The organism is Teredinibacter turnerae T7901 (assembly GCF_000023025.1).
Classification (GTDB): domain Bacteria; phylum Pseudomonadota; class Gammaproteobacteria; order Pseudomonadales; family Cellvibrionaceae; genus Teredinibacter; species Teredinibacter turnerae_B.
This window is the reverse complement of sequence record NC_012997.1, coordinates 2,059,092-2,080,660: the sequence shown is the minus strand read 5'-3', so window position 1 is coordinate 2,080,660 and position 21,569 is coordinate 2,059,092. Positions and strand designations below refer to the sequence as shown.

The 21,569-nt window shown below is 49.9% G+C and carries 2 protein-coding genes; both read right to left on the bottom strand.

The features are described 5' to 3' along the window. Nucleotides 1-6: 6 nt before the first annotated feature. On the bottom strand, nt 7-1,131 hold the full coding sequence (locus TERTU_RS08900; RefSeq protein ID WP_015820747.1) for an ABC transporter permease: 1,125 nt from the start codon (nt 1,129-1,131) through the stop codon (nt 7-9). Next, nucleotides 1,128-21,569, bottom strand: a complete 20,442-nt coding sequence (locus tag TERTU_RS08895) for a non-ribosomal peptide synthetase (RefSeq protein ID WP_015818080.1) — start codon at nt 21,567-21,569, stop codon at nt 1,128-1,130. Before TERTU_RS08895 ends, TERTU_RS08900 begins: the two co-directional genes overlap by 4 nt.

Sequence of the window (21,569 nt, the reverse complement as noted above, 5' to 3'; positions counted from 1 at the left end):
CTCAGGTTACCACTTAAATTTCATTTTTGAGATAACCACAGATACGATACACCAAGAAAAAAGCACTACCAGTTCCAAACTCATACTGCTGATTACACTCATGTCGTTCGGCTCGAACAACACCTTTTGCATTGCCACGTTCAATTGAGTCAACGGAATTGCCAGTGCAATGTACTGAAGCCAGTCCGGAAATAAGCTCACGGAAAAGAACACCCCACCGAGAACAATAAATGGCATCTGCACGAAATTTACGATTCCGTTAAATGCGGTTGTCGATGGGCTGACGGTTGCGATAAACAACCCTATTCCCAAAAAAGCGATACTTCCCAAGGTCACCACCAGGAAAAACATGGGAATGTTAAAATCGAACTTGATACCGAATACGAGCATAGCTACCAGACACAAGCCAATAGCGACCGAGTGCGATACTAAAAGGCGCGACAAGAACAAACCGGCCAGAAAAGGCACGGGGGAAACATCAATGGTTTTGATATTCTTAAACAAACCGTGATGTTCTTCCTCGATCAGCACAGAACCAAACCCATTAAAGCCAATAATCATTAGAGTCAAGCCAATGAGGCCCGGCAATAGTGTTACCAGGTAGGATGTAAGGCGATCGCTTTTTAAGGTGTACTGATCCAACTCAATTTCAGTATCACCTGAGACGAGCTGATCAATAGCGCTCGCCAAGGCGGCATTTTCTATACGGTTTTCATCAATATCGTTTTTAATCAGATGCAATGAAATCGTACTCAGCTTTTCGTTCGCGACCTGCGCAGGCTCCAAATCTACCCCGTAAGCGGTAAGGTCCGGCTGTTTGTCCTGAGCCAGAATTGTCAACACGCGTTTAACGTCGTTATCTGCTACGGCCTCATAGGCGGGAATCGATTCCTCATAGGGCTTCAGCTCGAGCAGCTTCTGCGCATCTAGCAGGGCAATTGTCGCTTTGCTTTCTTCGTTCGCCGCAAAATCCTGATAGTACACCTCTATTTTAGGGTCGCTTTGTAGCTGCAGAGGATAGCCGATACCCAGCAGTAAAATCACCGGAAACACGTAGCAAAAGAAAAGCGCTGTCTTATCGTACTTCAGCTGCAACATTCGGAGTTTGAAAAATATCCACGTCTTCATCATTCTACGAGATCCTTTTTAGTGCTAGAGAGAAATACATCTTCCAGATTCGGGCGGTTAATATTGAAATTGAGAATCTCGAGACTGCGCGCTTCGCTAATACTCAAAATATCTTTCAGCGTTTCTGTGAACTTCGCTGTTTTAATGGTTAATTGATTAGCCTGGCTTTCCCACTGGTAATCGATAATGCCGGAGAGTTCTACCAGATAGTCAGTATTAAACTGACCACGGCCAAATTGAAGATGAATATCGTGATGTGGGCTAAGCTTGTTAATAAGTTCAACAGGTGACCCCTGTGACACTATCTGCCCCTCACTCATAATCATCAGCTCATCGCACAAAGTTTCTGCTTCTTCCATATAGTGCGTGGTCAGAATAATCGTCTTGGTTTTATCCTGCTTCAGATACTCGATGAAATCCCACACTTCGTGACGACTGTGCGGATCGAGTGCCGAGGTCGGCTCATCAAGGAATAAAATATCCGGATCTTCCAAAAGCGCAATTGCGATGGAAAGCCGCTGTTTTTGTCCACCGGACAACTCATCGACTTTGAATTTCTTTTTATCGGTTAAGTTGAGGCGTTCCAGGAGCTCGTCGACCGATGCGCCGTTGACCTTGCGCTTATTAGCAGACCGCAACTCTTTATAGAATTTCAGCAACTGATCAACAGTCAGGAATTCAAAATAGTTGTTTTGTTGAAGCTGAACACCAATATGCGGCTGGATTTTTTTGATCTGGCTTTTAACGTCCATACCCAGCACACTGATACTGCCGGACGTAATGGAGGATATGCCTTCTATCATACCAAGTAACGAGGTTTTGCCAGCGCCGTTTGGCCCGAGAATACCAAAGCATATCCCCTTTTCAACGTTGAAACTGACTCCCTTGACCGCCTCGAAACTTCCATAGTGTTTCTTGACATCATTAACTTCTATTGAATAACGCATTTCTCGCACTCCATTATTGGATAGCTTGGTACTCGTGGCTGCACTGGCTGTATTTTCAGCGCGTTGTTGTGTCGCGTTTTTAAGATCATCCAGCGCAGCCTTTTCGCAAGGCAAAACGTTAAACATCTGTTTTTCATCTTTTCCGTCGCCACGGAACGCACAATGCACAATTAGCTGGTCGTTCAAGCTCGACGCTTCAAACAGGATTCCACAAAACTGTTTGAGTTTGTCTTCTGCCTGGGTATCAGCCAGCAATTCGTGCATGGTGTCGTAGTCGCTCATTTCCCCTTCATAGTTAAACAAGATTTCGTGTATGAGCCCAGGGAAGGACTGTCTACACAGGTCGTAACCCTTTTTCTCCAACGCCATGTAACTCAAGCCTGACTCTACCAACAACTGCGTCTGTTGATTAAACACCGCCATTGAGCTTTCAGGCGTCACTGCAAATGGAATCTTGTCGAGAAATAGACCAATTTGGTCAAAATAGCTCTCCTCTCCCAACTGGCGGCCATAGTGATTCATTACCATGACAAAATCATTGAGATTGAGAAGACTTGTGACCCATTTTTTAAAATAATCGAACGCCTGGTCTACAGGATTTCGGTTTGTATCCAGTGGCAACTTTATAACGACACTACGAAGCTTTTTGCTACTGCGTGCTCGCAGCGCATCCACCGTTGAAACAACGACTTTGGATGTGTTTTCGAGCGCCAATATATTGGATATCTTTGCGTAGGCTGCATCGCTCGCACTACCCCAGACCTGGGATACATAATCGCGATAATTATGTCCGATACATTGAGCACGACCTTTCAACAGATCTTCCAAACGCTGCTGCAGGAATGCGGATGAAACACCATCAGACATAAAGTGATCATTCATCATCATTAACTGATGCAGTGTGTCGGACCGCTTTATCCAGGTTCCCATGTAGGGCAGAGCGGACTTCGCCTGCTTCTTGCGCAACAGGGTAAACAATTGCTTGAGCAGCTTATTGGCCTCAGGTTCTTTCATTCCGGATAGGTCGACAACCGGGAAATTCGCTTTCAGCGCTTCGCGGTCGACAAGCGTCCACTGCTGATTGGATTCGTTTAACAGTGAACGCAACATATCCTGCTCCACCATAAGGTGATAGAAGGCATCCTGTAACTGCGCGTCAGAAAAATAGCCGTGTACAGAGACCCATTCGAAATGATCCCGTGTACGCCATTGTGTCAATTCCTGTTGCAGCGGGGTGAAAGGAATATCCGCTTCTGGTTTGGCTGTAATAACACTGCGCTCGAATTCGTCCAGCTGTGCCGCCAGCGATTTTTTCACTGCACCTGGATTCGCAGCTTGCCAGTGCGTCAGCGCATGTAAACCGCGAGTTTCCAGGCGTGCTACCGCAGCACTTGGCGAGCCGTCAAAGCAGATATAATCGGGGAGACTGGCGGGTTCTTCACCCGACAAAATGCGGTTAAGCTCCTCCTGCTGTTCGCGCAGCTCGTCGGCGACCACGAGGACTTTGATGGGTGAATTGTGCCAATTCACGTGGGCCCATAGCACCGGAGCGGTTTGTTGTTCAATCCAGGCGACCAGGGTTGTTTCGGCCACAGTCACACACGCTGAACAATCTTTAAGCACGCGATGCTGATAGATATCGTTGGCCCGAAGCTCAATTCCGACAGCTTTCAATTCGCTTAACATGCGAATAATTTGGATGGAGTTGCCACCCAGATCAAAAAAGTTATCGTTGCGGCCGATTTTGTCAATTTGCAGAATCTGTTGCCAGGTTTCGGCCATTGCAATTTCCACATCCGTCTCCGGCGCTGCGTACTCAGATTGCATGGACGAAAGCTCCGGTTCAGGCAACAACTTGCGATCCACCTTGCCGTTGTTATTCAACGGCATAGCGTCCAGCCCCATAAATACGGCAGGCACCATGTACTCCGGCAGTTCCGCCGCAAGGTGCTGGCTGAGCGCGTCTTTGGTGACGGGTTTGCTGTGATAAGTCAGGTATGCCACCAGGTACTTTTCACCTTGCGCATTTGGCCGCGCCATAACCACAGCCTCTCGCACTTGCGGGTGCTGCGACAGGCGACTTTCGATTTCACCGAGTTCTATGCGGAAACCCCGCACTTTTACCTGAAAATCTTTTCGCCCCATATATTCAAGGCTGCCATTTTCATGGCGTTTAACTAAATCGCCAGTGAGGTACAAACGTGTGTCCAGGTCATCCTGGGCATAGGGATTGGCCTTGAATACTTCGTTAGTCAGCTCGGGGCGATGCAGATAACCACGCCCAACCACCGGGCCTGAAATGGCCAACTCACCAACGACACCAACCGGGAGCAACGCGAGTTGGTTGTCTACCACATGCAATCGGGCATTGGCCACAGGTTTACCGATAAACACTCTTTCGACCGGGCCATGAATTGGCTGGAACGACACGTCGTCCGAGCACTCCGCCGGACCATAGGCGTTCATCAAAGGTACTGCAGGGTATTGTTTGAACCAGCGCTCCACCAAACCGGACACCAACGCTTCGCCCGTCGGCAATACCCAACGTAAATCCGGCAGCGGATGCGCCAAGGGCAGTAGTGCCTGCATTACTGAGGGAACCGGCTCCCACACGGTGACGTGGTTATCGGCAAGACAAGACACCAATGCCTGGGGGTCTTTAGTGGTTTCGTTAGTGACGATGACTACCGTGGCACCGAGAATCGGAGCGGTCAGAAATTGCCAAACCGAAATATCGAAACACTGAGAAGCTGTTTGTGCAATTACGTCACCGGCAGATAAACCGAGCGGCTCAACCTTGGACATCATGTTGTTCACCATTCCCAGGTGTTCAATCATGACGCCTTTCGGCTTACCTGTTGAACCGGAGGTGAAAATAACGTATGCGAGGTCATCCAGCGCAACATCCGACAGCGTAACATCTGCGTTTTCACCGCCAACACACGCCTCGTCCAGCGTAACAATAGTGTCCTTTGCCCATTTGCGTTTCAGCCAACGGGACTCCATTGCGAAGCCGTTACCGGTGATTAACAAGTTCGGTTTTGAATCCTGCAAAATTTCAAGCCAGCGCTTGGTCGGCTGGGTTGGGTCGAGCGGCAAGTAGGCTGCACCCGCGCGAAGCACACCGATAATCATGATCAGCAAATCGATACCGCGGTGATCGAGCAAGCCGACAATACTTCCCCTGCCCAGCCCTTTCGCCTGCAGAGCACGAGCCAGTACGCCGGTATGCGCTTCGAGTTCGGCAAAGGTCAATGAGCGGTCATCACAAATGGCAACGACTTTGTCTGCGGACTGTGCGGCTTGTTCGTGAAAGAGTTGCAACCAAGTTTTACTGAACAATTGTCGCTGCAGGGGCGCGTTGAACTCGGACAACAACTGCGTCTGTTCGTCGTCAGTCAACACAGGCAGCGTCAGCAGATGACTTTCCGGTTCATTGATAAGCGCCAGACTGACTTGTTCCAGAGCGCGGCTCATATAAGCCATGATTCGCTCAGCGCCGATATCCCGATCAATACTCGCGGTTAGCTCAAACGTATGGCCCTGATCACTAATGGACATGTCGAACAAATAGTTACTAATATCACCAGGGCTGGAAAGAATTCTCACACCGTCCAAAGCCTGTTGCAGATCCAGTTTCTCACCGCCCTCGTGCCGGTAATTCAACACCGCACTGAACAGCGGCGTGGAGCCGGGAAGGTCTGCGCAACGCTGAGCATCTACCAACGGCGCTTGTTCGTAGTTGAGCAACTCCACCAGAGAGTCTCGTGTTAGCTGCATAGCTTGCGCAACACTCAGCCCCGCCAATTTGAGCCGCATAGGCAACATGTTAATAAATAAACCGAAAGTGCGGTCCGAACCACTGGTGCCCTGCAAACGTCCCGATGTTACAGTGCCAAAGACGACGTCATCGCGGTTGCAACAACGTGCGAGCACTAGTCCCCACGCCAAATGGAATATCGCCGCCGGCGAGGCCGCCAAGCGGTTGGATACATCGCGAATAAGCTGCGTGGTTTTACTATCCAGGGTTCGAATAAGTTCTTCGGTTTGTTTATCTCCGCGATAAACATCCATTAAGCCAAAAGGCGCTGTTGGCTCGTCGATACCGGCTAATAACTGTGTGAAATAGGCTGTCGCATCATATTTTTCGGCGCGATACATGCTGTGAGCAACAAACTCGCGATAAGGCACCGGCGGTTTAAGTTCTGCGCCACGTCCTTCCATCAAGGCCATAATGTCCTGGAACTCAATTTCCATGGAGACCTGATCACACATTAAATGGTGCTGTTGTTGCAACACAATCCAGAGGCCGGTTTTCTCATCCTGCGCTATTGTTAAGCCGACTACTGGCGCACGCGTGAGATCAATATGGCGGCCTTCCAGCGACATCATTTCTTCAAACTGAGCTATAGCATCCCGGTCGGAATCCAGAGTTATTTCGTTTATTTTTAGTGGTGCATCGCGATAAACCACCTGTACCGAACGGGGCAGGTTTTCCCAAATAATCGCTGATCGCAGCGAATCATGGCGGTTAACCAACTGCTGCATCGCATCCAGATAGCGATCCAGGACCGCACGGGTTTCAAAGCCCACTAACACTGAAGCGAGATAGGTATCGCCGACATCGCTCACCAGGTGGTCGAATAAAATCCCTTCCTGGAGAGGAGTGAGCGGATAAATGTCTTGAATGTTACTATGTCCACCTGGCACCTGCGCGGCGATCTGGTTAATCTGCGTTTGCGACAGAGACACCAGCGGCAACATTGCGGGCACAACCTCGTTACAACCGACAGGGATCAAGTTCTCCGGTGGAACATAAGTTTCCTGTACTTCGTCGGATTGAATATGACGCGCAAGATCGGCGAGATCTTCCGCATCAAACACCCTGCGCACATCCATATTCAAGTTGTGCGCACGCAGAGCTTCAATAAGTTTCATTACCAGCAGCGAATGGCCACCAAGGTTAAAGAAATTATCCTTGCGCCCTACCCGCTCAACATTCAGCAGTGATTGCCAGGCTTCCGCCAAGATGGTCTCGACATTTCCAACGGGTGCCACGTATTCTGCAGTGCTTAAACTATTGGCGTCCGGCTGCGGCAAGGCTTTGTTGTCAACTTTGCCATTAGGCGTGAGTGGAATAGCCTGCAGTTCAATCAACCAGCTTGGCACCATATATTCAGGCAACTGGGCGCGAATTGCTTCGCGAATCTGATCTATATTGGCCTCACTGGACGGCTGCTTAACAACATAGCCCACCAGCCGTTTGTCTTGCTCTGCCACTTCGACAACCCGCACCACAGCTTCCTTAACATCAGGCAGCTGTACCAGGCGCGACTCAATCTCACCCAACTCGATGCGAAAACCACGCACTTTTACCTGGTTGTCCTTACGGCCAATAAACTCCAGGCTGCCGTCGGCATGGCGTTTTGCCAAATCACCGGTTAAGTATAAACGCGCATCCATGTCGTCCTGAGGATAAGGATTCACGCGGAAGGCCTTATCGGTAAGGTCTTGGCGATGCAGATAACCACGCCCAACAACCGGACCAGATACGGCCAGCTCACCGACAACGCCGACCGGCAAAAGGTTAAGAAAGTTATCGACAATATGCAGGCGCGCGTTAGCTACCGGGGTGCCGATTAAAACTCGCTCCACCGGACCGTACATGGGTTGCAGAGAAACATCATCTGAACATTCTGCAGGGCCATAAAGATTCAGGAGCGGAATTTCCGGGTATTTTTCAAACCAACGATCGACCAGTGCCGATTTGAGCGCTTCTCCCGTAGGAAGTACCCAGCGCATCGAGGGAAGCGGTTTGTCGAGCGGCAAAATTGCCTGAATCACCGAAGGTACCGGCTCCCAAATGGTGACCTGACACCGCTCTAAAAAGTTGACCAACGCCTGCGGATCACGCGTGGTTTCGTTGGTAAAAATAACCACTTTCGCCCCGATGATGGGCGCGGTAAGAAACTGCCATACAGAAATGTCAAAGCATTGAGAGGCGGTCTGCGCGATCACGTCATTTTCAGTCAAACCTAAAGGCTCAACTTTAGATAACATGTTATTGATCATGCCGCGATGTTCCACCATGACCCCTTTGGGCTTGCCAGTAGAACCGGACGTGAACAACACGTACGAAAGATCGTCCAGGGAAACCTCTGGCAGATCCCGATCATCCGCGTCCATACCGTAGACTTCGTGCAACTGTGCTATCTGGTCTGCTTCCCAGCTCGCGCGCAGCTGATTCGCAGACTCAGTCAGACTGTCTCCTACCAGCAATACATCCGGGCGTGAATCCTCGAGGATCTCCAACCAACGTTTTTCTGGCTGTGTCGGGTCTAGCGGTAAATAGGCCGCACCAGCGCGCAGAACGCCGACAATCATCGTCAACAAATCTAAACCTCGGTGGTCCAACAATGCCACAATATTGTCGCGACCGAGGTTGTTGCACATTAAGACGCGGGCAATGCGAGCAGAATTGGCTTCCAACTCGGCGAGCGTTAGGGTTTCGCCGTGGCACTCGGCAACGATTTTTTGTGGATTTTTTTCGACTTGTGCAGCAAACAGTGCGGGCCAGGATTCGCTGATTAATTCAGGAACCATGGGGTGGTTAAAATTGCGCAACAAGTCGGTTATTTGCAGCTCATCCATAACCGTTATGCTGTGCAATGGCGCTTGAGGTGCAGCTATCGCATTCACAATAAACCGTTCGAAATGCTTCGCCATGCGCGCGATAGTCGATTCATGGAACAGGTCCGCAGCAAAACTCCACACGGCGGTAAGGGTATCAACGCCTTCCTCGATATCAACCGACAGATCGAACTGCGCCATGGCCTGGAATGGATTTTCCATTGCACTAAGACGTGCGCCAGGAATCGCAATTTCGCGGCGATTATCAATATTTTCCAGCGCTAACATTACCTGGAACAAGGGGTTATAGCTCAGGCTGCGCTCCGGCTGCAACTCCTCGACAAGCAGATCAAATGGCATTTGCTGGTGTGCATAGGCTTGCAACGCGGTCTCTTTACACTGCTCCAACAATTGCTCGAAACTGAGTTCGGGGTTCACCTTGTTGCGCAACACCAAAGTATTAACGAAAAACCCGATGAGAGATTCCAGCCCGGGTTGCTCTCGGTTCGCGATAGGTGTGCCAATAACAATATCGTCATCATGACTGTAGCGTGCAAGCACAGCGCTGAAGCACGCCTGCAAAAACATAAACAGCGTACATTTTTGCTCTTGGGTAAATCGGCGCATCGCCAGAGTTAATTCAGGCCCAATCACCTGCAAGTGCATCCCACCCCGATAGCTCTGCTCTGCTGGGCGCGGAAAATCCAAAGGCAGCTTATGGACCTGGGGCAAATCTTCGAGCTGGTTCTCCCAATAACTCACCAACGCGTTTAAATTATCACCCGATAGAGATTCTCGCTGCCAGCTGGCATAGTCTGTATATTGAATAGGCAGGCTGGGTAACACCGCCGGTTCGTCATTGATTAGCGCGTGATACAAGGCAACAAATTCGTTGGTAATAACCGAGAAGGACCAGCCGTCTGAAGCAATGTGATGGAGGGTTAACGCAAGTACTGAGCGTTCAGGCTGCACGTGAATACAGGTTGCACGCAACATAAGCTCGTTTTCTAAATCGAAACAGGAACCCACTTCAGCCTCGAGCGTGTGGTGTAACTCCGCCTCAGCCTCGTCACTGCGAAGATGGGTTAAATCGATAATATTAATATTCAAAGAACTCGCTGGCAGCACCTTTAATTGCGGCTCGCCCTGCTCGGCCACAAACACCGTACGCAACACTTCGTGTCGTTCTACTATCGCGTCCAACGCCTTCTGCAGCACGACCGGATCCAAGGTACCATCAACCTGCAAAAAAAGTGGCTGATTGTATTGCGCGCTACCATTTTCCAGTTTATCGATAAACCATAGCCGCTGTTGTGAAAACGACGGTGGCAAATGCGACTCTCGATTTGCCAATGGAATTGTTTCTATCGCTTCAATGCCACCGGTTTCAATCAAACCGGCTAAACCGGCAATATTGCCCTTGTCAAATATATCGCGTATGGCCACTTTGACACCGAGGCGAGACGCGATTTCGGTGACGACCCGCGTAGCCAGTAGAGAGTGTCCGCCAATATCGAAGAAATTTGCTGTCACACTCAATTTTACTGGATCAATATGGAGAAGCTCAGCCCAGATTTTTGTGAGTGCAAGTTCCAATTCACTTGCGGGCGCGATATAACCGCCCTCGTAAATCGGATCGATTTCCTGCGCAAGCAACGTTTTGCTGTCGATTTTGCCGTTCGCGGTAATCGGCAAATCGTCCACAATCATAAAACCTTGCGGCACCATGTAATGCGCTAACTTCTCGCGCAATGCGCCGCGCAATTTGGCAACCAGTTCAATCGGGTCTTGTTGGCGGGCTGCGTCTGTGGGTACCACCCATGCGAGCAGCTGATTATCCGCGCCAATCGTTTTAGCTAATACGGCAACTTTATCCACTTCGGCTTGTTGTCGAAGCTGATACTCAACACCGCCGAGTTCTATTCTGAAGCCTCTGATTTTAACCTGGTGATCACGGCGGCCGGCGAATTCAATCGTACCGTCGGCCAACCAGTGACCGAGATCTCCAGTATGGTAAACACGGTTGCCTGTGCGCCATGGGTCTGCGGTAAAGCTCGCTCGCGTTAAATCGTCCCGATTCAAATAGCCCACCGCAACCCCTGCACCACCAATCACAATTTCGCCAGTTATTCCCGGCGGACAGAGCTGACCGTATTGATCAAGCACGTACATTTGGGTATTGGCTATTGGGCGGCCGATTGGCAACTTGCCCTTTTCAGCTGTCGTCGCGTCGTACCACCAGGCCGAGGACAACACTGTTGTTTCTGTTGGACCATAAGCATTGATATAACGGCAGTGCTCGCCCCACTCACGCACCTTTTCAATCGCAGGTGCAGAGCCTGCCGTAAGTAGCTTGAGAGTTTTGGGTAGCAGATTGATGTCCATTTGCTGAACATAAGGAGGTGGAAAAGCGCCGAATCCCACATGATGCCTTGCCATATACTCGGCTACCGCCTGCGGACTTTGGATTAACTCATCGCTTAACAGGTGAAGCTCTGCCCGACAAACCAGCGCACCGAAACACTCACCCACGGAGGCATCGAAGGTGAAGGGTGCAAATTGAGAAACAACATCCCCCTCACAAATAATGCCATCACGCTTGCACCAGAAGGCAAAATTAATCAGGTTTTGATGGCTAATGGCGACACCTTTCGGTTGACCCGTGGTGCCTGAGGTATAGATCACGTAAGCCTGTTGCGCTGCAAGGTCCTCGACCCCTGCTGCAGGTAGCCTGTCTTCTTGCGTGAGAGGGTGCACATCAATTTCATCGGTGAATACTGGACTAAACGGCAGATCAGAAAAGCGCTCTCGCTCGCTGCTGCGTCCCACTAGCGTACGAATAGCGGCGTCGCCACATATGAAGACGAGACGGTCACGCGGGCAATCGAGCGCAACAGGTACATAAGCTGCGCCCAATTTAATAATTGCCAGAATGCAGGCGAGCATATCCGGACTTTTTGGCAAACTGATCGCAACCCGATCGCCACTCACGACACCTTCGTTTTGCAGCCATCGAGAAAAAACATCCACTCGCGCATCCAACTCATCACCCGTTAGACGTTCGCTATCCATCACCAACACGATTTCGTCGGCTCGATCCAATAGACAGTCTTGTACGAGTTGATAGATTGACTGCCCTTCTGGCAGTGGATACTCGGTGTGGTTACAGTCGAATACAGCCCATTTTTCCTGCTCAGCATTGAGCAACGGTAAATCTTTCACACCGGTGGTATCCAACGCAGCCACCGAGTCCACAATTGAACCGGAAAGTAAGGTGCAAAAATGCTGCAGCATCGCCGCAGCAACCGTATCTGTATAAATGCCAGATTGATAAACCAGCTTAACAGTGAGTTTTTCACCGGGATAAACGACCAGGTTCAAAGCAAAGTCATTTTGCTCGATGCCCTGAATGTCGTGAATCCGCAGAGCATGAGGGTTCGACGAGTTTAATGCGGCAGGATCAAGGGGATAGTTTTCGAGTACCACCAGAGATTCGAACAAACGCAAATCGCCACGCAAACCCGCCCACTGCTGAATATCACCAAGGGAAACAAAGTGGTATTCATCCTGCGCCATTTGTATTTGTTGAATATTCCGCAGCGCTTGCGCAAGAGAATCCTCTAAACCAATTGATAGACGCATTGGCAAAGAATTAATAAACAACCCAACCATGCTCTCGACGCCGTCCAACTCCGGTGGTCGCCCGCTGATTGCATAGCCGAATACCACATCCTGTTCGCCGGTGTACTTACTGAGCAGCAGAGCCCAGGCGTTTTGAATGAACGCTGACAGGGTAACGCCAGCTTGACGCGATAACGTCTGTAACTGCGCGGTTAATACGGCGTCCATCTCCTGTACGCATACGCGCTGCTCACCTTCCGCAGACAAATCTCGCTTTGTTTGCGGTAAGTTGTCGGCAGCCTCAATGCCCGCCATTTGCTTTTTCCAGAACGCCTCGGCAGCAAACGAGTCCTGAGTGTTCAACCAGCGTACGTAATCTTTATAAGCAGGCACAGTTTTTGGTGGAACATCACCTTCTGCCAGCGCAGCATAGGTCGCAAGCATGTCTTGAATAAGTACCGACATACTCCAGCCGTCCATCAACGCATGATGATGCGTCCAGGCCAGCACGCTTTGCCCCTCCTGCTCAACCAGTAACAAACGCATAAGCGGTGCCTGCGTCACGTCCAACGCGGCGACCCGCTCCTCATGTAACAGCTGCTCAAGCTCCGCGTCAGTTCCGTTAAAAACACAATCGCGCCATGGCAATGCCACTTGTGAGCTCACTACCTGACTTAGTTGCTGCTGTCCGAGATCGACAAAACAGGTGCGGAGAATATCGTATCGCGAAACCAGAATTTCCCAGGTTTTTCGTAACCGTGCTTTATCCGGGCTCTCTAATACCATGCGCATTTGGGTGATATACGCACCCGACTGATCGCGCTGCGTATAGAGCACCAGCCCCTGCTGCATAGCGGTGATCGGGTAAATATCACTGAGAGACGGGTAACGTGCTTCCAACTGCTGAAGCTGATCTTTCGAAACTGTCGCCAGATCGAAACGAGGTTTTGGGTCATCGTCGCCGCCAACGCAATGTTCAATGATGTCCTTAAGCGACGCCTGAAATTCAGTGGTAAGTCGTTCGATAGTTTCACGATCAAACTGGCCGGAGCTGTAATCAACGTTAAAATTCAGCTGACCGTTTTTAACATAACCATTAAAACCCAACGCGTGCAGCCGGCGGCGCTTTGGACTGGTCGTTCCGCCCGCTGTACTCATCTCAAACGCCAGGCCGCTCACCGTATCGCTCGCGACCGCATCCATCTGCCCCAAATAATTAAATACCACCGGTGCCAGAGGCTGCACGTCAAGCAAATCAATGATGTCTTCGTCCTGGCAGAGTTGTGAAAGCAAACCGAACCCTATCCCTTTGTTCGGCAGGCTATCCAACTGCGCTTTGATCGCGAGTATCTGCTGGCCGATATCTGCGCGCGGCAGGTTAATAGCCAAGGGAAACAAGGTTGTGAACCAGCCGACGGTTTGGCTCAGGTCGCTGTCTTCGAATAAGTGTTCTCGACCGTGTCCTTCCATGTCGATTCGCAATGCATCAATATTCGCCCAGGCGTGCAATGCGCGCATAAACGCGGCTAACAATAAATCGTTTATTTGCGTCTGGTAACACTTATTTGCCTGGTTCAACAGCTGCGATGTTTCGTGGGTAGACCAGGAAACTTCGAAAATATTGGTCGCTTGTTCGATATCGCCACTGCTGGCGCGGTCGTAGGGGAGATTCGCCGTTGGGGCGCTTAATTGTTGCAGCCAATAATCTTTTTGGTTTTGCACCCACTGTGCGTCAGCAACCTCGTAAAGCTGCCCAGCCCACGCCTGATAGCTGGTCGCTTTTGCTGGCAACAACGCGACGCTGCCACTGCGCAATTGCTCAAGCGCTAGTTCAAAGTCTGCCTGCAGTACACGCCAGGAAACACCGTCGACAATCAAGTGGTGCATAACCCAGTAGAGCGTGCTGGTTTCGTCTTCCCTTATCCAGAGCCAGCGGCACAGATCACCCGCTTTCAGATCGAGCGATGCTTGCGCGTCTTTCAGAGCTTCATCCAATACTTGGGATTTTTCCGGTTCTGCGGAAAAACGTAAATCGAGTTCGCGTATCCAGCTGTTTGCTCGCGAGCTGTCGTCCAGCAGTTCTGTATTGTAGCGTCCAACCCAACCGGCAGGTGTCTGACGAAAACGCAAACGGAAAGCGTCGTGCCTGATTACCAGGGCTTGCAAAATCGATTGTAATTGTTCGGTCGATACGTCAGCCGGCAACACTATTTTTGCGGCCTGGTTGTAATGATGTAAGTCCGTAGTATCGCCAGACAGGAACTGAAGATGGATCGGCAGCAAGCGCTGCTCACCTTTCACAGGTTCTTGATCACGAGAAGAGACGTCGCTTGTCGGATGCCCGGATTCTCCCTCAAGGTGAGCAGCCAACTCGCGGATAGTTTTATGCTCAAACAAACTGCGGGTGGATATGCGCAGATTTTGTTTGACTGCGCGGGATACGACCTGGATGGCGACAATGGAATCTCCGCCAATAGTATAAAAATTATCGGTAACCCCGAAAGACTCAGTCTTGAGTACATCCTTCCAAATTTTCCAAAGCGCGGCTTCTGTATCATTTGTGGGTGCTTCTACGGCTGCAGCACTTTGGGTGTAATCGGGTTCTGGCAGTCGGGCGCGATCAATTTTTCCATTCGCATTCAGCGGCATACCTGTCAGCACGACAATGTGTTCTGGAACCATATAATCCGTCAATTCCGCAGCCAATTTATGCTTGAGATCTGTAACAAAAGCTTCTTCGGTGCGTTTATCTGCCTCGGTATCTTGCACAATATATGCAACAAGCCGTTTCTGGTTGCCATAATCTTTTGCCAGGACTATGGCTTGCTTAACCGCAGCAACTTGCAGAATGACGGCTTCTATTTCGCCAAGTTCGACACGAAAACCACGAATTTTTATTTGAAAATCTATCCGCCCATGAAAGTCGATTAAACCATTGGAACGCCAGCTTACCAGGTCGCCCGTGCGATAGAGCACATCGTCATCAGCGATAAAGGGGTTGATGAAAAAGCGCTCCTGAGTAAGATCGGGTCGATTGTAGTAACCGCGTGCAACACCGTGCCCTCCAACACATAGCTCACCCTTGACACCAACCGGTAAAGGCTGGCCATCGGGATTTAATACGTAGCAGGTGGAATTGGTGATAGGACGCCCAATCGGAATAATTTCGCTGTCCGCTTCCGAAAGGAAATGATAAGTGGAAAACGAGGTATTCTCTGTCGGCCCATACCCGTTAATAAATTCAAGACCTGGCGAATGCAGGCGTGCCAGATTTATATGGTATGGAGATAGCGCATCGCCGCCGATCATAATACGTTTTACCGGGGCAAAGAGATCGGGTTTTTCCTGTACCAATTGATTGAATAGTGGGGCAACCACCCACAGGAAGCTAACCGATTTTTCACGAATCTCGTGGGCCAACGCTTCCGGATCAAGCAATGTATCTTCGTCGATCACCGCGAGCGTTAAACCATTAAGCAAAGCGCTCCAAAGCTCGTAGGTTGTTACATCGAACCCCGGCGCACTGGTAATGAGAATACAATCAGAAGGCGCAAACTTTACGTCCTGCGCGTTTTTAACTAACCGCACAATAGAACGCTGCTCAATCATTACCCCTTTGGGCTTACCGGTTGAACCAGAGGTGTACATGACATAAGCAAGCTGGCGAGTTTGGTGATTCGAGCGATCCAACTCAGGCAAGGCATCGGTTGCCAGCTCCATCGCACCCCATATCGGCAAACATTCAGCCGCTATTGCACTCGGAACAACATCGGCATACTCGGGTTTTTGCAGTAGAACCAACTTACAACCCAACTCGTCGAGCATATGGGTAACTCGGTCCTCTGGATACTTCGGATCAATAGGCACATACGCGGCACCTGCGCGAATAACCGCGAGAATGCCATAGACCATTTCCAGAGAACGCTCCGCCACCAAGCCAACAACAGTTTCCGGGCCTGCGCCTTTGGATTGTAAAACACGCGCTAATCTTGCGGTTTGTTCTTCGAGCTGAGCGTAGCTCACCCGCTGATCTTTAAAGGCCAATGCAACCTTCTCGGGGTTGGCATTCACAGCCTGCTCAAAATGTTCACCGAGCAACACTTCAGCAGGATAGTCCACCGCTGTATTATTCCAGCTCACCAGCGCATCGCGATCTGCCTGTGGAAGCGGATTTACATCGGCCCAGTGGCGTTCTACGTTATCGGCCAGTTCGAGCAACAGAGTTTGGTAAATTTCAACCCACTGCTCGATTTGAGATTGCGAATACTTCGCGGTATCGTAACCCAGGCGCAAACCAAAGGTTTTATCGCCATCTTTTGACGTTTTCTCAATCAAACCAAAAATAAAACTGTAATTCGTGGACTCATAGCCGCCCACAAGGGTTGGCTTGATTGAGGCAGAGCTACTGCCATAGTCGCTGCTTTCGATATTAAACAAGCACTCAAAAAGCTCGCCATTAACAGCATTTTTAGCAGACTGATAGATTTTACTCAGTGGGTAGGCGGCAGATTCCTTAAGCGTTAGCAACTGTTGTTGTACCCGTGCGCTGATGCTAGCGATACTCTCGTCTTTGCTAAAATCGAATACCAGCGGTAGCGTATTTACACAACAGCCGGTTATCTGATCCACGCCGATTACCGTATCCGGACGTCCACTTTGAATCACACCACAACGCACCTGATGACCACCACCGATATAACGCAGTAAACCGGTAAACGCGGTCAGGAAAAAGCTGTTCGGTGTAACACCTAACTGCTGAGCCGCCGCTCGCGCCTTTGACGATGCTTGGTCAGATAAGTCGCGCAATAGCAGGCCGACCTCGCCGGTAGCTGTCTGTGCTGCCGAACTGGCAACAGGCAATTTACAGTAGTTTTCAGACCAGCTTACGGAGTCCCAATAGTCGTTCCATTTTTCTGAACGAGTGATTCGAGCCTGCTCGTCGATGATTTCCCGCATCCCGGCAACAGGTGTTGCTGGCAACGCGACATCAACACCCGATGCCGCCTGGTAAAAAGTATTGAGCGATTCCATGAGTAGCTCTATCGTCCAGCCATCGTGAATAATATGATGGATCGAGAGCACCAACGAAAAGCTGTCGCTAGCATCGTCGAACACCGTAACGTTATACGGCGGGAGATCCGTGAACTCAACCTGCTGCTGTCGGTCCTGTGCAATAAATGCATCTACCGCGGCAACTCGTTCACCCTCATTGACTCGTATCACTTGAACCTGTGGGCTCACATCAGACAATACCAACTGCCCTACACAATCCGTGTCCCACTGTTTGATAACAGTTCGCAGGCATTCGCTATGAGCAACCCAACGGGCGACCGCAGCTTCAAATACAGCCTTGTCGAAGCGGTGGGGAAACCGGTAATGCATCCACACCTGGTAGATATCCTTATGACGGTACAAGGTTTCCTGCATAGCCGTTAAGGGTAGCGCGTGAAGGAGAGTCGAGGGCAAGGCCGCAACCTGCTCATTCGTTAACGGCAACCCGGGGAAATCCGACCGAGTCCAACGGCGCTGAGAATCGGAACAACAATGCGCAATGATTTTGGCAAGATTGCGGCTCAATGCGTTTTTAAACTGCTCTATCTGTTGCGCTTTCCATATATTTTTATCGACGTATAGCGCCATTACCAGCTCACTATTACGGATCTGGCTTTCTACCGAAAGTCGATAAGGATTTTGGTTGCCCTCGCCCATCTCAATTGCAGTAATAGGCACTGGCTGCCAGGGCGCATTAGTCCCTTGAGCAACACCGGAAAAGTTGAACATAATTTCCGGGCCAGTGTAACCCTCGAACAACGCCAGGGAATCAGGCGTATTCAACTGGTATTGCAGTGCGTAAAAATCGCGGCCACGGTTTGGCACTTCCGCTCGGGTATCTTTAAGCAAACACAGAAAATCACCGAGCGCTTTAGTGTCCAGTGACGTGCTGTCGGGAACATTCAAATAAAGAGGATGAACACTGGTAAACCAACCAACGGTGCGATCTAAACCTTGCTCGCCGGCGAACTCTTCATCGCGACCATGCCACTCCAGGGCGAGGCCCACTGTACGCATGTTAAACGCCTCTGCCGTCGCCAAATACACCGCTGCCATTAGCAGCTCTTCTGGTGACTGGCGGTAGCAGGTAGGCGCTACTTCAAGAAGCTGTGCAGTAAGAGATTTATCAAATACACAATCGACCACGTCCAGCGAGTAGCTGGCACGCGCGGCCAAGGGCAGTTTCTCTGCATTTTTTGCTGTGTTAATCATCGGCTCCCAAAAGCCGAGCAATTCGTGACCGGAAGATTGCAGATTCCTATACGATTTTCGCGCCCATGAGAAATAACTCAGGCTTTTACCTGGAAGTACATTTTTAACGTCTCGTTCAGGCGCCGTGTAGAGTTCATACAAATCGTTAAGTAGCACAGCATGGCTTATAGTATCCATTACCAGGTGATGAAGCACGAACAATACTCGCGAACGTAAACCGGATTGCAACACGGCCATCCGAAATAACGGCCCTTTCTGAATATCCAAGTCTTCCGTCAGTGTAATTTGCTGTTCATTGGTACGTAATTCGATTTCCGACTCATCTACGGCAAGCTCTTTGATACTTATAAGGTGAGAGACATCGCCAAGCGAAGTCTGAGACCACGCTTTATCGTCTTCCCCTTTGTGAAAAGCAGTGCGCAGTGCATCATGGTAGTCAACCAACTTAACCAGTGCGCCGTGCATACGTTCAGCATCGATAACTTCCGTACTATCAAATACAAGAGACTGGCAAAATCCCCGGGTATTCTCGAGATTTTGTGCAAAGAACCAGCTTTGGATCGGCGTAAGGGGTGCACTCCCCGTCTCCTGCTCGTAAGTTCGGTTAATATTTTTACCACGTGCAGCAACAGCCGCAACGAATTCACTGAAGACTGGAAATTGAATGAGTAGTGAGGAACTGATGTTGAAACCCAGGTTTCTCAAACTGGACACGACGACCAATGCGGTCAATGAGTCACCGCCAAGGTGGAGAAAATTGTCATCTCGGGCGATACAAGGACGTTGAAGTACGTTGCGCCAAATACCAGCAACACTATTTTCCAGGTCGTTAGCGTATTCAACGGAAACTGTATCCACACCCGAGATACTCGAGACTTCAGCACGCAACAGTTTGTAATTTATCTTACCGTTGACCGTAAGTGGGAAAGATGCCTTCCAGATAATTCTATTCGGCATCGCCCACTCGGGAATATAACGAATAATATCTTTTCGTACTTTGTCTTCCGCTTGCTCTTCCCCAGTTAAAAATAATACCAGCTGTAAGCCTTGTCCTGTTTTGTACACCACGACCGCAGCGCCGTTGACATAATCTATCGCATGTACAGCGGCTTCGATCTCGCCAGGCTCCAAACGATGCCCACGCAACTTTATCTGGTCGTCGATTCTGCCTTTGAATATCAGATGCTTATCAACGTCAAACGCAGCCAAGTCGCCGCTCTTGTACCAGCGCCCATGCTCGTCCGTATAGAACTTCTCCGCCGTCAATTCCTCGCGGTTTACATAACCTTCGGCAACACCTGCGCCACCTATGACCAGTTCGCCCGTAACACCAACCGGTACGGCGCGACCATACTGGTTAACAACCTTAACCAGAGTATTGGAAATCGGTTTACCCATAGTAATAGGCGCATTCGCAGCGGGAATCTCGTCGGCCTCCCACACCGTTGAGAGTACCGTGGTCTCAGTTGGGCCATATGCATTCATATAATGCACATGCGGCATCCACTTACTGAGAATATCGTGGTTCGGTGCAGACCCCGCAGTGGCAAGCCTCTCGAGGGTCGGTAATTTAGCGGGATCCAGGTGTTGCAGGTACTGGGGCGGAAATACAGCGAAGGTACAACCGTTTTCGGTCAAATATGCCTGTAAATCTTCCGGCGAGTTAATCAATTCCTTTGACAATACCAAAAGTGTATTGCCATTTAAAATAGAGGTGTGAATTTCCGCCACGGAAGCATCAAACGAAAACGGAGCAAATTGTGGAGAAACCCCATTTCCAGGTAGATAGTTTTCGCGCTCAAAATGCAAAATAAAATTAAGCAAATTTGCATGAGTACAACGCACACCTTTTGGCAAGCCAGTAGAGCCCGACGTAAAAATGATATACGCAGGGTCCATAGACTGAACACGACCAGCATACTTGAATTCATCTGGCCGATAGTTTTTCAGCGCGCTTAGAGAGTAAACCGGAACATCAACCACCTTTTCAGCAACTTCAGGCAGAATAGTGTCGCAAGATAAAACGCATTTAAAACCAGCATCGCGGTTCATTGACGAAATGCGATCTCGTGGCAAAGTGTAGTCGAGTGGGATAAATACAGCCCCGAGTTTTAACACGGCATACTGCGCAGCAACCATTTGCTTTGATCGCGGAAACGCCAAAGCCACATTATCTCCAGCTCCAACCCCCATTTCTTGAAGCAGAAGCGCTATCTGGCTGGAGCGCTGATCTAAATCGAGATAGGTGTAAGCACCGTCAACATCGATAACAGCCAAACTGTTACCGTATTCCGCACAGCATTGGTAAAACCGAGTAACAAGATCTCCCGCAAGCGTTGTAGTCTCACCGCGCACCAGACCAACCGGCAAGGTTGTTTCTGCTGGAAAGTCGATTTGGCTAATACTCAACTCTGAATTTTTATGCGCAAGATGGATAATCTCCTGCCAGAAGGTCGCAATAGCTTTGACGTAATCGACAGTGAAGCGAGACCCATTTGCTTCGATGGTCCAGCCATCGGTAGTTTGTCGAAGTAAAAAGTCACACTCTACCTGAACATTACATCCAGCCAACACAACACAATGCTTTTCGTAAAGGCAACGCATTTCCTCTGGTAGAGATTCCAACGGCTGGAACAAGCTGGGCGTTTCCAACTGATGTGCAATAAACGTGTGGTATTCACTGAAACAGCCCTCGTCATCGAACTGCGACAACAACGGCAGCACATCAGCACTATCACCACCCACCACCAGCGATACGACAGGGTGTTTGTCGTACTGCAACCAATTTAGCACCATATGCCAGGCCGTTAGACATACGGAAGTGCTCAACCCGCTTATTCCGACAACATTTACCATACGTTTGGTTGAATTCGCATCGCCACTGGCTAGCGCATCCTGCAGTGGGCACACAGCATTATCACTCGCTATTGTGCTCAGCAATGATTCGATAGTTTCCGCTGGTGAGGTAATTTCCGACAT

Coding starts and splice junctions, on each gene's coding strand:
- TERTU_RS08900 (WP_015820747.1), bottom strand. CDS start 1,131: ATGATGAAGACGTGGATATTTTTCAAACTCCGAATGTTGCAGCTGAAG.
- TERTU_RS08895 (WP_015818080.1), bottom strand. CDS start 21,569: ATGTCGGAAATTACCTCACCAGCGGAAACTATCGAATCATTGCTGAGC.